The following is a 16,640-nucleotide window of genomic DNA, read 5'->3' on the forward strand; positions in this document are numbered from 1 at the left end:
CGGTCGTCGACGGGTACAAGCACCCCGCCCGCAAGTGGAGGTCGCAGCCCCCCCCCCCCGCCTGAGACCGCTTTCCCCGCCGAAAGCGGTACCGCTTTCGGCGCGGAAAGCGGAAGGGATCTAGCGTCGCTCCCCGTGGAGCGCTGGGACGTCGTCGTCGTGGGCGCCGGACCGGCGGGGACGGCGGCCGCGCTCGCCGCCGTCCGGGCGGGCGCCACGGTCCTCCTGCTCGACCGCGCCGACTTCCCCCGGGACAAGGTGTGCGGCGACGCCGTCGCGCCCGAGGCGTTCGACGTGCTGGCCTCCCTCGGCGTCGACGTCCGAGCGCTGACCGCCGGTTTCCCGCCGGTGCCGCGGCTGGCGCTGCGCTCCCCCGGCGGCGCGGTCGTCGAGCGGGCCACCGCCCGGCCGGCGCACGTCGTCCCCCGCGAGGTGCTCGACACGCGGCTGCTGGCCGCCGCCGTCGACGCCGGGGCGCGGTTCCGCCGGCACCAGGTGCGCCGGGTGGACGGCGTCGTGCTGGACGGGTGCATCGAGGCGGGGGTGCTGATCGGGGCGGACGGCGCGGAGTCCGTCGTCCGCCGGTCGCTGGGCATCCCGACGCACGCGCCGGCGCACCTCGCCGTGGCCATCCGCGGATACGCGCCGACGACGGACGACGGCGCGCTCGCGCTGGTGACGACGGGGCAGCGCTGGCCGGCCTACGCGTGGTCGTTCCCGATCGGGGACGGGCGGGCCAACGTCGGCTACGGCGAGCTGGTCGCCGGCGGCGCCACCCGCGCGGCGCTGGTCGAGGGGCTGCACCGGCTGCTGCCGGGCGTCGAGCCGGGGCCGCTGCGGGCCCACCGGCTGCCGCTGTCCACCGGGCGCCCGCGCCAGCCCGACGGCCGGGTGCTGCTCGTCGGCGACGCGGCGGGGCTGGTCAACCCGCTGACCGGCGAGGGGATCTTCTACGCCGTCCTCTCGGGGGCGCTGGCCGGGCAGGCCGCCGTCCACGGCGCGGACGCCGGTCGCCGGCTGCGCGTGGCGGTGCGCGGGCGGCTGGGCGGTCACTTCCGCTCCTCGACGGCCGCCTCGCAGCTGTCGCGCTGGCCCCGGCTGATGGACGCCGCCTTCCGGGCGGCCGCGGGGGACCAGCGGGTGTTCGACGACGTCGTCGACCTCGGCCTCGCCGACGGGCGGCTGACCGCGAGGACGCTCGCGGCCGCCGCCCGCCGGCTGTGGTGACGCGCTACTCAGGAACGACGACGCCCTGGCTCTCCAGGAAGTCCAGGTCGTCGGCCTGGTCGATCCGGTAGCCACCGCTGGTGCCAGCGCAGTTGGAGTTCGTCCCGTAGGAGACGACCGCCACGATGGCGAGGTCCGCCGAGAGGTACGGCCCACCGGAGTCGCCGAAGCAGGTGCCGCCGGTGTTCCGGTTGCTCGAGAACTTCGCCGACGTGCCGCCGCCGTTGCCGCCGACGCCGTTGAGGTTCACCAGCCGCAGGTCGGCCTTGCGCCGGGTGTCACCACCGAACGAGCTCTTGGGCCCTGAGCCCTCCAGCCCGTAGCCCACGGCCTCGTACGTCTGCTGCCGGTTCCCCGTGTAGAGGCGGTCCAGCTCCCCGAGCCCGGCGACTCGCGGGTACGCGGGAAGCGCGACCTGAGCGGTGTCCAGCTGCAGGACACCGAGGTCGTGCACGTAGAAGGCGGCGTCGTCGTACTCGGGGTGCGGGTAGGCGGTCGCCTCGATCCACTGGGGCGAGCCGTCCAGGGCCGCGGCGAAGGCCTCGTAGCGCTCCTGGTTGCGGTCGGGCGCGAAGCCGGCGCTGCTCGGCAGGATGGAGTAGTCGGGCGCCTCTGCGAAGCTGATCCAGACGTCGGTGCCGCCCGAGCCGTCGAGGTTGATCTCGCCGTCCTCACCGATGCCGTAGGTGCAGTGCCCGGCGGTGACCACGGTGTTCTCGTCGACCAGCGTGCCGGTGCAGTTGAACCAGCCGCCCGGGTCGTCGAACCGCGGGTCGACCGCGGTCGGGTCGTAGAAGAGCAACTGCCCGACGTAGGGGTGCTCCCCGCCGTCCGGCACCCCGTTGACGATGGCCTGGGCGTTCTGCGTGACCGCCAGCAGACCGGCGACGGCGACGAGCACCGTCAGGATCCGAACCCGCATCTGTTCCCCCTCCGGGATGGTTAGCCAGGGGAACGGATACTGCCGGTTCCACAACCCGGGCGGAACCCTCCGTCACGAACTTTCTACGGAGAGTGTTTGGGCGGCGTGGCGCGGGTATGCGGGGCTGTTCGGCCACCGGACGCGACGGTTCCGGTCGCCCGTCACCGTGCGGACACCTCGCGTCACGACCCTGGCGGCCGTGACCACGGTCCTCCCGGCTCGCACCGGAACCCGTAACCGCCCCCGGCTCGCCACCTCCGCGGCCGACGTCGCCATCGAGCTGACCGAGGCGGCCGCATGAGCGCCTGGCTGCCGGTCAACGACTGCCGGGCCGCCTGCGCCGACGACCCCGTGCCGCAGGTCGACGCGGCCACCCGGCGCCGGCGGACGCGGCGGCTGGCCGGCGCGGTGCTGACCGGCGCCGTGCGCACCGGCCTGCGACCGACCCGCCGGGCGCTGGTGTGCGCCGCGGCCGGCGTGCTGACCGCGCTCGGCATGCGCGTCGAGGTGCACTCCCCCGCCGTCGCCTGGCCGCGCCCGGGCACGGGGCGGCTGGTCGTCAGCAACCACGTCAGCTGGCTCGACGACCTGGCCCTGCAGACCGTCGTCCCCGGTGCGCCGGTGTCCAGGTCGGAGGTCGCCGGCTGGCCGGTGGTCGGCCGGGTGCTGGCCCGCTCCGGCGGCGTCTTCCTCGACCGCGGCCGGCTCCGCTCGCTGCCCGGCTCCGTGCGCGAGGTCGCCGACCGGCTGCGCGCCGGGGCGACCGTGCTCGTCCACCCGGAGGGGACGGCGGGCTGCGGCGTGCAGCTGGGCCGGTTCCGGCCGGCGCTGTTCCAGGCCGCGGTCGACAGCGGGGCGGCGGTGTGCCCGGTGGCGATCCGCTACCGCACCGAGCCCGGCGGCGACCCGACCGCCGTCGCCGGCTACCTGGCCGACGACCCGCTGTGGCGCAGCATCCGGCGGGTCGTGGCCACCCGCGGGCTGGTGCTGGAGGTGCACCTGCTGCCGGCGCTGGCGCCCGCGGCGGCCGACCGGCGGACCCTGGCCGCGCTCGCCGAGTACGCCGTCGCCGCGGTGACCGAGACGCGCCCGCCCGTGGTGGCGGCGCACCCGCGCCCGGCGCGCCTGCCGGGCGTTCTCCCGGCGGCCCCGCCGCGTTCACCTCGCCGTCCTAGGGTGCTCCGGCGCCGCCGCGCCGTCGGGTGAGGTGACGCTGTCGGAAGAGGAGCTGCTGCCGGACGATGACCAGGTGACCTCACAGCCCCGCTTCCGCCCTGTCGAGGGCGAGCCGTTCGAGCTGATCGACCTGCGGCAGTACCGGCTCAACGACCTCCCGGACGAGAACTCCGACGAGGACTGGGACGACGACCGCGAGCTGTACGGCCCCGACGGGCAGCGGATCGAGACCTGGCGCGAGGGCTACCCCTACGCCGAGCGGATGGAGCGGCGGGACTACGAGGTCACCAAGCGCCGGCTGCAGATCGAGCTGCTCAAGCTGCAGTACTGGGTCAAGGACACCGGCCAGCGGATGGTGATCGTCTTCGAGGGCCGCGACGCCGCCGGCAAGGGCGGCACGATCAAGCGCTTCACCGAGCACCTCAACCCGCGCGGGGCGCGGGTCGTGGCGCTGGACAAGCCCAGCGAGCGCGAGCAGACCCAGTGGTACTTCCAGCGCTACGTGCAGCACCTGCCCGCGGCCGGGGAGATCGTGCTGTTCGACCGGTCCTGGTACAACCGCGCCGGCGTCGAGCGGGTCATGGGGTACGCCACCGAGGAGCAGTACCGGGTGTTCATGCGCCAGGCCCCCGACTTCGAGCGGATGCTCGTCGAGAGCGGCGTCTCGCTGGTCAAGTTCTGGTTCTCGGTCACCCGGGGCGAGCAGCGCAGCCGGTTCATCGTGCGGCAGATCGACCCGGTGCGGCAGTGGAAGCTCTCCCCCACCGACCTGGCCTCGCTGGACAAGTGGGACGCCTACACCGAGGCCAAGGAGGCGATGTTCCTGCACACCGACACCGAGCACGCCCCGTGGACGGTGATCAAGAGCAACGACAAGAAGCGTGCGCGGGTCGAGGCCATCCGGCACGTGCTCGAGCGCTTCGAGTACACCGGCAAGGACCCCGCGGCGGTCGGCACGCCCGACCGCAAGATCGTGGGCTCCGCCGCGGACGTCCTGGACGACGACGCCGTCGTCTCCCTGCCCGGCACCAGCTGAGGAGCGCGCCGTGCCCCGAGGAGCCCTGGTCACCGCCGCCGGCCCGAGCATGCGGGCGGTGCTGCACGAGCTGGCGCTGCCCACGTTCACCCGCTGGGCCATCCGGTGGGACTGGGCGGTGCGGGCCACCGACCTGGGTGCCGACGGCGTGGCCGCCGACCCGGGCGCGCAGCAGGCCAAGTGGGCGAAGATCGGGCTGCTGCGGGCGGCGCTGCAGGAGTTCCCCCTGGCGCTCTGGCTGGACGCCGACGTCCTGCTGGTCCGCGACGACGAGGACGTCTCGGTGCACCTGCACCCCGACGCCTTCCAGGCCCTGGCGCTGGAGCAGGTGCCGGCCGAGCACCGGGTCAACCCGAACACCGGCGTGTGGCTGCTGCGCTCGTGCCCGGAGGCGTTCGCCTTCCTCGACGCGGTCGAGGCGGCCGGGGTGCAGCCCGGCCCGTGGGCCGACCAGGGCGCCGTCCTGGCCGCCCTGGGCTGGGACCGCGGCGACGAGCGCTACCACTGGGCGCGGCCCGGACCGGGGAACGCCTTCCTCGCCGGCACCAGCTGGCTGCCGACCGGCTGGAACCAGCCGTGGACCGGGGAGCGGGCCGAGGACGACTGCTTCAACAGCGCGGCGGCCTCCTACGCCGAGCGCCCGCGCGTCCCGCGGCCGCACGCGCTGCACTTCATGGGGATGACGCCCGCGGCCCGCTACCGCGCCATGGCCGCCGTCGTGGGGGCCGAGGCGCTCCCGGCGCCACGCGCCGCCGTCGACGCCTAGGGTCTCCGTCGTGCTCGGGTTCCTCGCGCTGCTGCTGGTCGTGTGGGTGGTGCTCGTCGTCGTCGGCGCCGTCGTGAAGGGGCTGTTCTGGCTGGCCGTGGTGGGCCTGCTGCTGTTCCTCGGGACCGCGGCGCTCGGCTGGATGCGCAGGCGCGGCTGAACCCCTGGCGGGTCGGGGCGTCGCTGGTCATCCTGTGCCGTCGGCGGGCGAGGGTCGCCCGCGGCGGAAAGGTGTGGTGAGGGTGGACGCGAGCTGGCAGCCGGACCCCAGCGGGGCGCACGAGCTCCGGTACTGGAACGGCACGGCCTGGACGGAGCACGTCTCCGACCAGGGGACGACGGGCCAGGACCCGCTGACCGCGGAGTTCCCGCCGCCCGGTCCCGCGGCGCCCCCGCCGGCGCCCCCGGCCTACGGCGCGACCGCCTACCCCGACCCGTCCGCCGCCGCCCCGGCGCCGGCCGCCGGCGGCAAGGTGAGCTGGAAGGACCGGCTCAAGCAGGCCGCCGACCAGGGCAAGGCGATGGCCGAGCAGGGCAAGCAGAAGCTGGCCGAGCAGTCGGCCAAGCGCACCGAGCAGTGGGCCAACGACCCCAACACGCTGTGGTTCGGCGAGAGCAAGGGCGGTGCCACCGGCGCGGCGGGCGTCTCCAAGGCCCGCTACCGCATCACCAAGGACCGCATCTGGATCGAGAGCGGCCTGCTCGGCACCCGCACCGAGAGCGTGCCGATGTGGGCCGTCCGCGACATGGACGTGCGGCAGGCGGTCTGGCAGCGCGGCAAGGACATCGGCGACGTCGTCCTGGGGCTCGACGACCCCGCGTACGGCGTCCACCAGGACACCTTCAACCTCACCGGCGTCCCCGAGCACGGCACCACGAGCGGCCAGGTCGTGCTCGACAACATCGAGAGCCCGTACTCGGTGGTCGACCTGCTCACCCCGCTCGTCAGCGAGGCACGGCACAAGAAGACCGTCGAGCGGCAGTCGTCGTACGTGCACATGCAGACGCCCGGCATGCCCTACGGCGTCCCCCCGGTGGCGCCGCCGCCCGCCCCGGCCGCCCCGGCCGCGCCGCCGCAGGTGGACATGGTCGAGCAACTGCGCAAGCTGGGCGAGCTGCGCGACGCCGGCATCCTCACGGAGGAGGAGTTCGCGGCCCAGAAGGCCAAGATCCTCGGCTCGTAGCGGACCTCGGGGGCTTCATCGCGATCAAGCACCCGCGCTTGATCGCGATGAAGCTCACCGCAGGGCGAGGACCATCGAGCAGCCGCTGTCGCCGAAGGGCTCCACCACGAACCCGAGCTGCAGCAGCAGGCCGGCGAGCGCGCCGTTCATGATCCGCTGGACGGCGTCGTCGGCGGCGGCGCCGCGGCTGCGGTCGATGCTCATCCGGTCGTGCGGGCGCCAGCTGACCAGCACCCCGCGCAGGTCCAGGTCGGGGACCAGGCAGGCGCCACCGGCCGCGGTGGGCCGCTCGCCGCGCTGCGCGCAGTCGTGCAGCGGCACGCCGGCCTCGACGAGCGCGGCGGCGACCTCGACGACCAGCGTGGTCAGCGGGTCGGTGTCGGTGAGCAGCTCGTCCCAGTCCTCGGGCAGGCCGTCGAGGTGGTCGCCCAGCTCCGCCAGCCAGGCGCGCTCCTCCGGCGAGGGCTTGCGGGCCAGCCGGCCGTCCTCGCGCAGGGTGCCGTGCACGGCGCCGGCGGCCAGCCCGCTCGCCAGCGCGGCCCAGTCGGCGTCCATGCGGTCGGGGAACGGCCCGGCGACGACGTCGGAGTCGTTCTCGTCGACCAGCCACCAGCCGGTGCGCGACGCGGCGGCGGGCGCGACCGGCGCGCTCACCGGCGCCGGGGCGACCGCGACGGCGCCCTCCGCGCCGGCCGGCCGCGCCGCGCGGGTGCCGGCCGGGTGCGCGCTCCGGCTGGCCGCCTCCGCCGGCTGCGCCTGCTTCTGCGGCACCCGGTTGCGCTCGAACTCGTAGCGGGCGGTCGACGCCGCCCCCAGCGCCACCACCACGCCGGTCAGCAGCAGGAAGCCCAGCACGGCCACCGTCGGCCACATCAACACCACGCCACCTCACGCAGCTCGGCCGCGGCGGGGGAAGGCTGCCGCGGTCAGGGAGGAAGTTACGGATCCGCCGCCCCCGGCACGGCCGCTCCGACAGGCCGGTGACGGCGCCGTCACCGAACCGTTGTCGCAGGTCGGCGGGCGGACGGGTCACGTGTCCTTCCCTGCGGCGTCATGTCGACACGGTGACCGTTCCCCCAGCGTGGAACGGCTCTTGCGGGCGTCGGTCATGCCGGCGACACGTCCGGTGGGCGGCGTGTCGGGCCGTCGGCGGCGTGGAGCAGAGTGAGGGGGTGCGTGCTCCGGCCTCCGCCTCGACGGCTCCGTCCCGGTCCGGGAGCGCGCTGCGACTGGTCCTGCCCGCCGCCGCGATGGTCGCGGCGGCGCTGTGCCTGCGGGGTCCGTTCGCCGCGGTGGGTCCGCTGCTCGGGCCGCTCGGGGAGGAGTACGGGCTGTCGACCCCGGCCCTGGCCGTGGTGACCGCCCTCCCCCTGGTCTGCTTCGGCGTCGTCTCGCCGTTCGCGCCGGCCCTCGCCGCCCGCCTCGGCCTGCACCGGGCGCTGCTGGTCGGCATGGGCGCCCTCGCCGTCGGCGTGCTCGCCCGGTCGGCGGGCGCGGCGGGGCTGTTCGCCGGCACCGTGGTGCTCACCGGCGGCATCGCCGTGGTCAACGTGCTGCTGCCGGCCGCCGCCCGCGAGGAGTACGGCCCCCGGAGCCCCGCGGTGGTGGGCGCGGTCGTCGCGTCGATGGCCGCCTCGGCCACGGCCGGCGCGGGCCTGGCCGCACCGCTGGCCGACCTCACCGGCAGCGCCCGCAGCAGCCTGCTCCTGTGGCTGGTGCCGGTGCTCGCGGCCGTGGCCGCCCTCGCCGTCCTCGCCCGGGCGCGGCGCTCCGTGCCGCCGCCCGCCGCCCCGCCCGGCGGCTCGCGCACCGCGATCCTGCGCGACCGGGTCGCCGTCGCGGTCACGGTCTTCTTCGGGCTCCAGTCGCTGACCTTCTACGCGATGCTCACCTGGCTGCCCGAGGTCCTGCTGGACGAGACGTCCGTGTCCGCCGCCACCGGCGGGGTGCTCACCGCGGTCGCCGCGGCGATGGGCATCCCGGCCTCCCTCGTCGTCCCGCAGCTGGCCGCCCGCCGGCCCGGGCAGGTCGGCTGGGTGCTCGCCGTCACCACGCCGACCACGGTCGCCGTCGTCGGGCTGCTGCTCGCCCCCGGCGCCGCGCCGCTGCTGTGGGCGGTGCTCTACGGCCTCGGCACCGGCACGGCGTTCCCGCTGGCGATGACGCTGGTGCTGCAACGCACGCGCGACGCCGGGCAGACCGGGCGGTTGTCGGCCGGGGCGCAGAGCCTCGGGTACCTGCTCGCCGCCGTCGGCCCCTTCCTGCTCGGCCTGCTGCACGAGCTGACCGGCGGCTGGACCGCCGGGCTGGGGGTCCTGCTCGTGGTGCTCGCCGCACAGGCGCTGGTCGGGGTGGCCGCCGCGCGTCCCCGGCTGGTGGACGCCGCCGTCTGACCCCCGGCGGGCACCGGAACGGAGGACGTGGGATTCGAACCCACGATGGGTGTGACCCCATAGCGGTCTTCAAGCCTGCTGCCGAGACGGCACCAACCATCGACCATCCAGCATGTCCGCAGCTCAGAGGTCCACTTGTGCTGTCCATACAACACCGCGGTTGACCCCTACGTGCCCGTACTACGGGCACGTAGCGGGCACGTCTGAGGTGCCCTCCTCGCAGCGCGACCACCGCCTCGGGCGAGCCCCGCCGCGTGCCCCAAAGGCGGCCTCAGAGACAGGTGCTTGCCTGACGAGCTGACTAGTGCATCGTGCCGCTCTCTGCCTCACGGCCTGGGTCGGGCGCGGCGCGTCCCCGCTCGTCCAGCAGCGAACAGATCAGGGTGTCGCCGAGCCACGCCTGGTACTCCCCCGCACTCCACCCGCGCCTGATGACGAGGCTGTCGTAGTTGGCTTGGGCACAGATCGTCCAGATGAGGTCCGCCGCCCGATCAGCGGTCAAGCCCGGGCGAAGTGCTGCACGGTCGTGCAGCAGCTGGGCGAAGCGACGCAGCCCGTCGAGCCGCTGGGCCGCGAGTTGGTTCCGCAGCGCCACCAGCGCGGGGTCGTGCCCGGTGGCGGCTTCGAGGACGGAGAGGAGCGGACCGCTCCGGCGTCATGCACGTCAGGGACCCGCCATTTGCGCGGGGCTGTCTCCGAGCGCTTGCCCGAGTAATCGCGAAAGAGGGACCAGCTGTCGCCTTCCGGAGTGAGCAGCCCGCCAGGGTGTGGTCCAGTCCCGATCTGTCCCAGAGCGGCCCACTCAGGGACACGCCGCACGGTGCCGTGGAGGCCTGGACGTTTGCGCGTCAGGCTAGACAGGAGCGGTAGGGGTGGGGCGCGGGTCGAGCCCGGCCGCGCGGTAGATCGAGTCGAGCACACGCATCTGTGTCAGCGCGGCCGAGGCGTCCGTCGAGACCGACCCGTCGCCGCGCACCGCGTCCCGAAATGCCTCCAGCTGGTAATCGTAGGTGGACCGGCGAACGGGGCGCTCGATCCGCACGCCCGCGGCCCCTCGGACTCGGATCCGCGCGACCCGCAGCTGAGGGTGGTACGGGCTGATGACCCGCATGCGTCCCGCGTCGCCCACGACGTCGAGATGTGAGTCGATCAGGCGACGCGACCACAGTGACGAGAGCACGGTGGCCCGGACGCCGCCGTCGAAGACCAGCCCGGCGTCGACCCGTCGATCGATTCCGTTCGGCGCCGTTGCGCGCGCCCAGGCCACTTCCGGCTCCGAGCCGAAGAGCTCCCGCAGCACCCGCACCGGGTAGTAGCCGACATCGAGGAGGCCGCCACCGCCGAGCGTCAGGTCGTAGCGGATGTTGCCGCCGGGCGGCAGCGGGACGGCGAAGGCGGCGGCGGCCGTGCGGATCGTGCCGAGCTCCCCGGACGCCAGGATCGCGGCGAGTCGCTCCAGCGCGGGGTGGTAGCGCGAGTGGTACGCCTCCATGACCACGCATGGGGACGACGAGGTGGCCTCGAGAACCTCCTCAGCCTGGGCGGCGTTCGCCGTGAATGGCTTCTCGCAGAGCACGTGCTTCCCGGCCGCGACGGCCGCCAGGGTCCAGCGCGCGTGCAGGGCCGCCGGGAGCGGCACGTACACCGCGTCGACCGCAGGGTCGGCCAGCACGTCGTCATACGTGCGGTGCACGCGCGGGATGCCGTTGCGCTCGACGTATGCCGCCGCTCGTGCGGGATCACGGGCTGCGAGCGCGACTACCTCCACGCCGGCAACCCGCCGGCTGGGCTCCAGCAGCGCCATCCGCACGATCCGAGCCGCACCTAACACACCAATGCGCACCGCGTCCATCTGCACTCCGCAGCACAGGGATGTCCACCGAGTGGCACGGCAACGCTAGACCCACCGGCGGCCTGCACACCAGCGATCGCAGAACTCATCGAGCCGCGCGGCGGTGCGGGGCAGCCCACATGGAGCATCGCGCCGATTCGGTCAGCGCCGACACGGCGGAGGAAGCTCGCCTGGCCAGCCTCGACGAGGCCTACTACCGCCTCGCCGCGGGCCGTGATCTCGTCACGCACGATGCAGCCGCCTACGTATCGGCCCACCCCGACGAATTTCCGGCCTCACCTAACCCGAGGGGTGCGTTCCTGCAGCCATCCTCCGGGCGCAGTTGCGGTGCGTCTTTGAGCGGCCCATCCAGGGACAGCCGAGACGTCCAGGTCTATTCCCGAGACCATCCCCGGTGATAACCGGGCTACGGGGTGCCGACGTCGGGATCATGTGACATCGGAGGCTGCCGCTGCGAGCCACCGCTTTCTTCGCGAGCTGAGGGGCATGCGGACTCGCTGGGATAGGCGCGCGGCGCCTGACACGGCAGGTCCAGCCGTGCCCGCACAGCTCGAGAGGGGTCGCCGCACCGCGACGAGCGCAGCGACGGCCGGACCGATCCGCTGAGGTGGGTTCGGCTGCAGGTCCATGTTGCAGCGTCCGGCCAGGGCGCGTCATGCGAACCACCCGGTGACGTCACAACGCAGGAATGCATTGTCCCCGGAGGACGCCGAGGCAGAGCATTCCGACATGGCTCGGCGTGCATCCCGGAGTGCACTCGCGGCACTCCTCTGCACGCTCATCGCTGGCTGCAGCGGGGACGCCGAGCGAGCGACGAGCACGGCGACGTCGGCCACGACCGCTCCGCAGGCAGGACTTGAGCAGTACCTGATGCAGGACGACGAGGTCCCTGGCCTGACACCCGTCGAGTCGCCTCGGACCGACTCCGGGCAGCCCTTCGACCTCCCGGAGGACGGTGCCGAGCTGCTCCGGCGCAGTGGCTACATCTCGACGACCTACCAGCCCGCCCAAGGCGACCGCAGCGGCGGCGTCAGCAGCGTCCTGCTCTTCGAGACGGAGGCCGGCGCGCGCGACTGGATGGCCTACGAGACGAGCGACGAGGCGATCCAGCACCAGATCCCCGGCGCGGAGATCGAGCGGTTCCAGGTTCCCGGCGTTCCTGGCGCCAGCGGATGGACGGGCCCCGACCTGCACGGCAACGCGATCGGCCACGTCTACTGGACCCAGGGCCGCTGCATGATGCTCATCGGCCTCGAGACCGAGGGGCCGCGTGTCGAGCGGCTGTCGGCCGGCGCCAAGGCAATCTACGAGCGCACGGGGGGCACCTGCCCCGACTGAGGCGCGTCGGGCGGCCCCGCGAGCGGGGCAGATCCCGCCGGACCGGATGCCGAAGCCTCGGGCACCGTAGGGGTGTCCCCGAAACCGCCTTGAGGGACGCGGCTGTGAGTCTGCGTTCGCAGTCGCCGGAGCCCGATCTCCTGCGGGGGACCGGCGGTTGGCTGCCCGCTCCGCCCAGAGGTCGCCGTTGCGCGTTCCCTGGGGGACAAACGTCTGCGCCCTGCCGCCCAGAGTCCCCCGGTGGCCGCCGGACTCCTCGACGACCGCGGAGGCGGGTCGGACAACTGCTCGGCCAACGTCCGCGCCTGCAGGGCGCAAGCGATCGCCACGGCGCGATCACTGACGCGGAACAGGAAGCCCACGCGGGCGGCGGTGCGGACGCATCACCCTGCACCGTGGCGGAAGGAGCCGGCGCTCCTCGTCCCAGGAGGGCCCATGGCCGCGAGGAGAGTGGAGATCAGCGGTCGGGGAAGTCCGTGCCGACCATCACCCGTAGCGCGTTGGGCTCGAGCGTGATCCGCACGGGGGTGTGTCCGCGGATCTCGCCGTCGACGTCGAGCGCGAGGGGCGGGTCGGTCTCCAGCCACACCTCGCCGGCCGTGAGGAACCGGGTGCGGACCAGCGGCCGGCGGGGCCCGATGACCGTCTGGCGGACGGTCGCCAGGCTCAGCCGGAGCCGGTTGGCGTCGCCGAGCCGGTACACCACCAGCTCGCGGTCGTCGAGGCCGGTGTCGGAGGCGATCGCACGGCCGGCGTGGTGACTGCCGTTGGCGATGTTGAGCTGGTGGGTCCCGAGTTCGTGGACCTCGTCGCCGATGCGCAGGCGCGCGGTGAAGGGCCGGTGGCCGGGCAGCAGTGCGAGCGCGGTCAGCGGGTAGGCAGCGCGGCCGAGCACCCGCTTCAGCCGGTGCGGAACGTGCTCGGCGACCTGCACCGACAGCCCCAGGCTGGTCAGGTTGGCGAAGTGTCGCCCGGCCACGTGGCCGAGGTCGACGTCAGCGACCTTGCCGCCGGTGAGCACACGCAGGGCGGCGGGCAGGCCGAGCGGCAGGCCAAGGCCGCGAGCGAAGTTGTTGGTCGTGCCGAGCGGAACCACGCCGAGGCAGACGTCGCGGTGAGCGAGCTGGTGCGCGGCTTCGCTCAGCGTGCCGTCGCCGCCGCCTACCACCACCAGGTCAGCGCCGCTGTCGGCCGCGGCGGCAAGTGCCTCCGGCAAGCCCCGCGGGTCGGCGACCGGGCGCACGTCGACCAGCTCCACGGTGGCCTTCAGCCATCGGCGCACCGCCGCGAAGTGACGGCGTCCCCGGCGGGACCGGACGTTGACGACCAGCGCGGTGCGGCGCCGGGTGCGGATGTCGGCGTCCATTGCCGCCTTCGACCGCTGGTGCACAGGTCCCGTCACGACGGTCTCCGTCCTCCCGGCGCGGGTGGCTGCCCCCGCGGGCGCCGCCCAGAGGGCAGCGGCAACCTCGGCGGGACCTTGCATCAGGGGCCGGTACGCCCCGTTCGTCAAGGATCCCTCTCCGGCGACGGGGAACGCAGGCCCGCTGACGCGCCGCAGGTCGAGAGGGCGGGCTCGTGCGTGGACCGTCAGATCCGGGCCTGTGCCGGTACCTGCCCGGCCCCGGCGACGAAATCCCGCACGAAGTCGCCGAGCGTCGTCGGGGGCACGCCGAACGTCCGGCTCGGCTCGGTCATGTCCAGCGGTGAGTCGTAGGTCTCCAGGGCCGTGAGCACGCCGTTCACAGCCTCGGGCAGACCCGGCGCGGACGTGCCGAGCGGCACCGAAAGGGTGGGCACCTCGCGACCGAGGGCCTCCTCGAACGTCCACACGACGTCGTGCCAGCTCAGCGGCTGGGGCCCGCCGATCACCAGCACGCGCCTGACCGCCTGGGGATGGTCGAGGGCCGCGACGGCGTAGGCCGCGACGTCCCGCGCCGCCACGAACGAGTGCCGTCGGCGGCCCTCGCCCACGATCATCACCGGCTCTCCGGCCAAGGCGGGGCCGCCGACCACGGCGGGCACCCACGTGTCCATGAACAGGTTCGGTTGCAAGATCGTCCAGTCCATGCCGCTGGCCCGCAGATGCTTTTCGGTATCCGCTTTGGCCCGCAGGAAGGGAACCGGGCTGTCAGGGGAGGCGCCGAGGGCCGAGGTGAATACGAAGCGCTGGACGCCGGCCGCAGCAGCCGCCTCTACGAGGTCGTGGTTTCCGCGGCGGTCCACCGACTCGACCGTGTCCACGCCGGCCCGCCCCACCGAGTTGGCGGTGGTGACCACGGCCGACACCCCGCGGCAGGCCGTCGCGAGCGACCGGGGGTCCTTCAGATCGCCGACCATGGTCTGCGCGCCAGCAGGCACCGCGGCGTCCGCGGAAGCACCCCGAACCAGGGCCCGCACCGGTCTGCCTTGGTCGAGCAGTGAGCGGGTGATCAGGCCACCCAAATGACCGGTGGCTCCTACCACGAGAATCACGACGGCTCCCTTTGTTCTCGGAGGATGCTGCCGGCGGTCGCCTGGGTGCGGCCGCCGACGAGATCACTGCTGCCTGGCTCGAGTGCGGTCGCCCGGAGCACCCACCACTCGGCGGGTGTGGACGTCGACGTCGCCGCTCGTGTGCTCCACCGGCTCGAGGTAGAACCGCGCCGAGCGGATCGTGTCACCGTCGAGGACGAAGATCACCACGCCGCGCATGAGGAAGGGCGCGCCGTCCGGGCGCGTCCCGGACATCTCCCACTCGGTCCAGAGCCGGTCGCGATCGAGGCTGTACCGCGGCACCTCGGCCCGGAAGTCAGCGATGGCGAAGATCTGCGCCCAGTTCCGGCGCACCTGATCGTTGCCGCGGAAGCCGCGTTGCGGGTGAGCAGGCGTCTCGTTCACATAGCGCACCGCAAAACAGGAGACGAGCGCGTCGAGGTCGCGGGCTTCGACCGCGCCGAGCAGCCGTTCGAGCACAGGCGGGTGACTGTCTGCGCGGCTCATGCCGTCCCCAGCTGCTACAGTTTACTGTAATGAATACAGGAGGATGGACCCGATGACGGGGGGCGTCAAGACCCGGCGACGGTACGACTCCAGCGGGCGCAAGGAGCAAGCTCGCCGGACCCGGGAGCTGCTCATAGACACGGCGGAACGGCTGTTGCTGGAGGCCGGCTATGCGGCCACGACCGTGGCCGCGATTGCCGCAGAGGCCGGCGTCTCGGTAGAGACGGTCTACAAGTCCTTCAGAGGCAAGTCGGGTCTGGTCCGGGCGATCTACGACCGGGGCCTGCTAGGGGCCGGCCGGGGCGCGGCCTACGAGCGCTCGGACCAGATGCGGGAACGCGAGACCGATCCCCGGGTGATCATGCGGAAGTGGGGCGAGCTCACGACGGAAGTCGCCTCAGTCATCACCCCCATCCGGTTGCTCATCCGCGCGGCCGCCGCCACCGATCCGGAGATGGCGTCTCTGCTGGCCGACAGCGAGGCTGAGCGGCTGACCCGGATGGAGCACCATGCCCGCTTCCTCGCCGAACGCGGCTACCTGCGCGACGGCGTCACGGTCGCCCGGGCCGCGGACGTGCTGTGGACCTCCAGCTCGCCCGAGTTCTACGAGCTCCTGGTCCTCAACCGCGGGTGGTCGCCGGCGGAATTCGCGCGGTTCGTCGCCGACTTCATGATCGACGCGTTGTTGCCGCCTGCCGGGTGACCGTCATGCTGCGGCCCCTGCGATGTCTGTCGGCCTTCAGGCGGAGTCGAGAAGCTGGCTGATCGGCACTGGTCACGAGCGGAGGGCGTGGGATTCGAACCCACGATGGGTGTGACCCCATAGCGGTTTTCAAGACCGCCGCCATCGGCCGCTAGGCGAGCCCTCCTGAGGGGACCGAGGCTAGCCGGTGGCCCCGGCGGCGAGGTGGGCCGGGACGCGCACGCCAGCAGCGTGCCGCGTAGCGGGCACGCCCGTGGTCTCGCGGGGAGAGGGCGGCTGAACCCGTCGCGAACAGTCACCGGCCGTGCGGAGAACCCACCACCACGCCCGGGTGCGCTCGGTGCGGCACGTCGGTGAACAGGTCGACGAGGGCGTCCCAGCGGGTCCGCCGCCCGGCCGGGAACCGCGCCTCCGCACGCTCCCGGCGGCGCGAGCCCTCCGGGTAGCGGCGGCGCGCCCAGGGCGAGTGCGGGCGGGCCAGCCGCACCGCCCCCACGACCGCGACCACGGGGACGAAGACGCCGACGACGCCGAGCACGACCCGGCCCTTGAGGATGGCGACCAGGGCGAACGCGAGGTTGGCGAGCACCGTCGCGACGACCGGCACCTCCCCGCGCGCCTGGTCGGCGTCGAAGGGGTTGGCCCCGATGAGCAGCAGCCCCCCGACGACGAGTGCCACCAGCACGGCGTCGACCGAGCTGCGGCCCTCGCGGCTCCAGTACACGTCCTCCAGGTGCAGCCACAGCGCGAACTCGTCGAGGGTCAGCGCCGCCCCGACGCCGAAGAGGACGGCGAGCACGTACAGCCACGGCGGGCCGGGCCGGTAGGTCAGCTCCACGGTGCCCGTGCCGAGCAGCAGGAAGATGCCGTAGACCTCGTGGTGGACGTGCACGCCGCCGACGCTGGCGTCGCGGAACGGCCCGCGACCGGTGCGGATCGCCCGCGTGACGAGCCGGGTGACCAGGAACGTCACCAGGAAAGCGCCGAGCATCCAGGCGACCACCGCGCGGCGCCCCGCGAGCACGGGGAACAGCTCCGGTTCGATACCCACCCGGCACACC

Annotated in this window: 17 protein-coding genes and 1 tRNA gene; 9 read left to right on the forward strand and 9 right to left on the reverse strand. The window is 73.7% G+C overall.

Annotated features, from left to right (window positions below):
• Positions 1-135: 135 nt before the first annotated feature.
• Complete coding sequence (locus tag ACI797_RS18095) at positions 136-1,227, forward strand: NAD(P)/FAD-dependent oxidoreductase (RefSeq protein ID WP_456860136.1); 1,092 nt, start codon at positions 136-138, stop codon at positions 1,225-1,227.
• Positions 1,228-1,231: 4 nt separating this feature from the next.
• Here the strand turns inward: ACI797_RS18095 and ACI797_RS18100 are convergent, their stop codons facing one another.
• A complete protein-coding gene (locus tag ACI797_RS18100; protein WP_456860137.1) occupies positions 1,232-2,149 on the reverse strand; it encodes a trypsin-like serine protease in 918 nt (305 codons plus the stop codon).
• 297 nt (positions 2,150-2,446) lie between these two features.
• Here ACI797_RS18100 and ACI797_RS18105 point away from each other — a divergent pair, with 297 nt between their 5' ends.
• From ACI797_RS18105 to ACI797_RS18125, 5 genes are all read left to right on the forward strand, one after another.
• Positions 2,447-3,355: a lysophospholipid acyltransferase family protein gene (locus ACI797_RS18105; RefSeq protein WP_456860138.1), complete on the forward strand. Its 909-nt coding sequence runs from the start codon at positions 2,447-2,449 to the stop codon at positions 3,353-3,355.
• 43 nt (positions 3,356-3,398) lie between these two features.
• The gene (gene ppk2, locus ACI797_RS18110) at positions 3,399-4,361 is read left to right on the forward strand and encodes a polyphosphate kinase 2 (RefSeq protein WP_456860139.1); all 963 of its coding nucleotides are present in this window, start codon (positions 3,399-3,401) and stop codon (positions 4,359-4,361) included.
• A 10-nt stretch (positions 4,362-4,371) separates the two neighbouring features.
• Positions 4,372-5,127, forward strand: a complete 756-nt coding sequence (locus ACI797_RS18115; RefSeq protein ID WP_456860140.1) for a hypothetical protein — start codon at positions 4,372-4,374, stop codon at positions 5,125-5,127.
• A 10-nt stretch (positions 5,128-5,137) separates the two neighbouring features.
• Positions 5,138-5,287, forward strand: a complete 150-nt coding sequence (locus tag ACI797_RS18120; protein ID WP_456537696.1) for a hypothetical protein — start codon at positions 5,138-5,140, stop codon at positions 5,285-5,287.
• Between the two features lie 82 nt (positions 5,288-5,369).
• On the forward strand, positions 5,370-6,311 hold the full coding sequence (locus ACI797_RS18125) for a PH domain-containing protein (protein ID WP_456860141.1): 942 nt from the start codon (positions 5,370-5,372) through the stop codon (positions 6,309-6,311).
• Positions 6,312-6,365: 54 nt separating this feature from the next.
• Here ACI797_RS18125 and ACI797_RS18130 read toward each other — a convergent pair whose 3' ends face one another.
• Positions 6,366-7,184, reverse strand: coding sequence for a hypothetical protein (locus ACI797_RS18130; RefSeq protein WP_456860207.1), 819 nt, complete (start codon positions 7,182-7,184; stop codon positions 6,366-6,368).
• Positions 7,185-7,483: 299 nt separating this feature from the next.
• Here ACI797_RS18130 and ACI797_RS18135 point away from each other — a divergent pair, with 299 nt between their 5' ends.
• Entirely contained in the window at positions 7,484-8,704 is a 1,221-nt protein-coding gene (locus tag ACI797_RS18135; RefSeq protein ID WP_456860142.1) for an MFS transporter, read from the forward strand.
• Positions 8,705-9,005: 301 nt separating this feature from the next.
• Here ACI797_RS18135 and ACI797_RS18140 read toward each other — a convergent pair whose 3' ends face one another.
• Together ACI797_RS18140 and ACI797_RS18145 are read right to left on the reverse strand one after the other, a co-directional pair.
• Positions 9,006-9,299 carry a hypothetical protein gene (locus ACI797_RS18140; RefSeq protein ID WP_456860143.1) on the reverse strand — a complete coding sequence of 98 codons (294 nt, stop codon included), beginning with the start codon at positions 9,297-9,299 and terminating at the stop codon, positions 9,006-9,008.
• Between the two features lie 258 nt (positions 9,300-9,557).
• Positions 9,558-10,556 (reverse strand): Gfo/Idh/MocA family protein, encoded by a 999-nt coding sequence (locus tag ACI797_RS18145; protein WP_456860144.1) that lies wholly within the window; start codon positions 10,554-10,556, stop codon positions 9,558-9,560.
• 870 nt (positions 10,557-11,426) lie between these two features.
• Between ACI797_RS18145 and ACI797_RS18150 the strand changes: the two genes are divergently transcribed.
• Positions 11,427-11,894: a hypothetical protein gene (locus ACI797_RS18150; RefSeq protein ID WP_456860145.1), complete on the forward strand. Its 468-nt coding sequence runs from the start codon at positions 11,427-11,429 to the stop codon at positions 11,892-11,894.
• Positions 11,895-12,351: 457 nt separating this feature from the next.
• Here the strand turns inward: ACI797_RS18150 and ACI797_RS18155 are convergent, their stop codons facing one another.
• The 3 genes from ACI797_RS18155 to ACI797_RS18165 all read right to left on the reverse strand — a co-directional run bounded on the left by ACI797_RS18155 (position 12,352) and on the right by ACI797_RS18165 (position 14,876).
• Complete coding sequence (locus tag ACI797_RS18155; RefSeq protein WP_456860146.1) at positions 12,352-13,296, reverse strand: diacylglycerol/lipid kinase family protein; 945 nt, start codon at positions 13,294-13,296, stop codon at positions 12,352-12,354.
• A gap of 188 nt (positions 13,297-13,484) precedes the next feature.
• On the reverse strand, positions 13,485-14,369 hold the full coding sequence (locus ACI797_RS18160; RefSeq protein WP_456860147.1) for an SDR family oxidoreductase: 885 nt from the start codon (positions 14,367-14,369) through the stop codon (positions 13,485-13,487).
• A 63-nt stretch (positions 14,370-14,432) separates the two neighbouring features.
• On the reverse strand, positions 14,433-14,876 hold the full coding sequence (locus tag ACI797_RS18165; protein WP_456860148.1) for a nuclear transport factor 2 family protein: 444 nt from the start codon (positions 14,874-14,876) through the stop codon (positions 14,433-14,435).
• Positions 14,877-14,928: 52 nt separating this feature from the next.
• On the opposite strand from ACI797_RS18165, the gene ACI797_RS18170 reads away from it, so the two are divergent.
• Positions 14,929-15,579, forward strand: coding sequence for a TetR/AcrR family transcriptional regulator (locus ACI797_RS18170; RefSeq protein ID WP_456860149.1), 651 nt, complete (start codon positions 14,929-14,931; stop codon positions 15,577-15,579).
• 79 nt (positions 15,580-15,658) lie between these two features.
• Here the strand turns inward: ACI797_RS18170 and ACI797_RS18175 are convergent.
• A tRNA-Ser gene (locus ACI797_RS18175) sits at positions 15,659-15,745 on the reverse strand.
• A gap of 129 nt (positions 15,746-15,874) precedes the next feature.
• Positions 15,875-16,630: a hypothetical protein gene (locus ACI797_RS18180; protein WP_456860150.1), complete on the reverse strand. Its 756-nt coding sequence runs from the start codon at positions 16,628-16,630 to the stop codon at positions 15,875-15,877.
• Positions 16,631-16,640: the final 10 nt, after the last annotated feature.

It is taken from the genome of Geodermatophilus sp. SYSU D00691 (assembly GCF_054050275.1).

Excerpts from the sequence above, each read along its gene's own strand:
- ACI797_RS18100 (WP_456860137.1), bottom strand. The coding sequence starts at position 2,149 with ATGCGGGTTCGGATCCTGACGGTGCTCGTCGCCGTCGCCGGTCTGCTG.
- ACI797_RS18105 (WP_456860138.1), top strand. The coding sequence starts at position 2,447 with ATGAGCGCCTGGCTGCCGGTCAACGACTGCCGGGCCGCCTGCGCCGAC.
- ACI797_RS18130 (WP_456860207.1), bottom strand. The coding sequence starts at position 7,184 with ATGTGGCCGACGGTGGCCGTGCTGGGCTTCCTGCTGCTGACCGGCGTG.
- ACI797_RS18145 (WP_456860144.1), bottom strand. The coding sequence starts at position 10,556 with ATGGACGCGGTGCGCATTGGTGTGTTAGGTGCGGCTCGGATCGTGCGG.
- ACI797_RS18150 (WP_456860145.1), top strand. The coding sequence starts at position 11,427 with ATGCAGGACGACGAGGTCCCTGGCCTGACACCCGTCGAGTCGCCTCGG.
- ACI797_RS18165 (WP_456860148.1), bottom strand. The coding sequence starts at position 14,876 with ATGAGCCGCGCAGACAGTCACCCGCCTGTGCTCGAACGGCTGCTCGGC.
- ACI797_RS18170 (WP_456860149.1), top strand. The coding sequence starts at position 14,929 with ATGACGGGGGGCGTCAAGACCCGGCGACGGTACGACTCCAGCGGGCGC.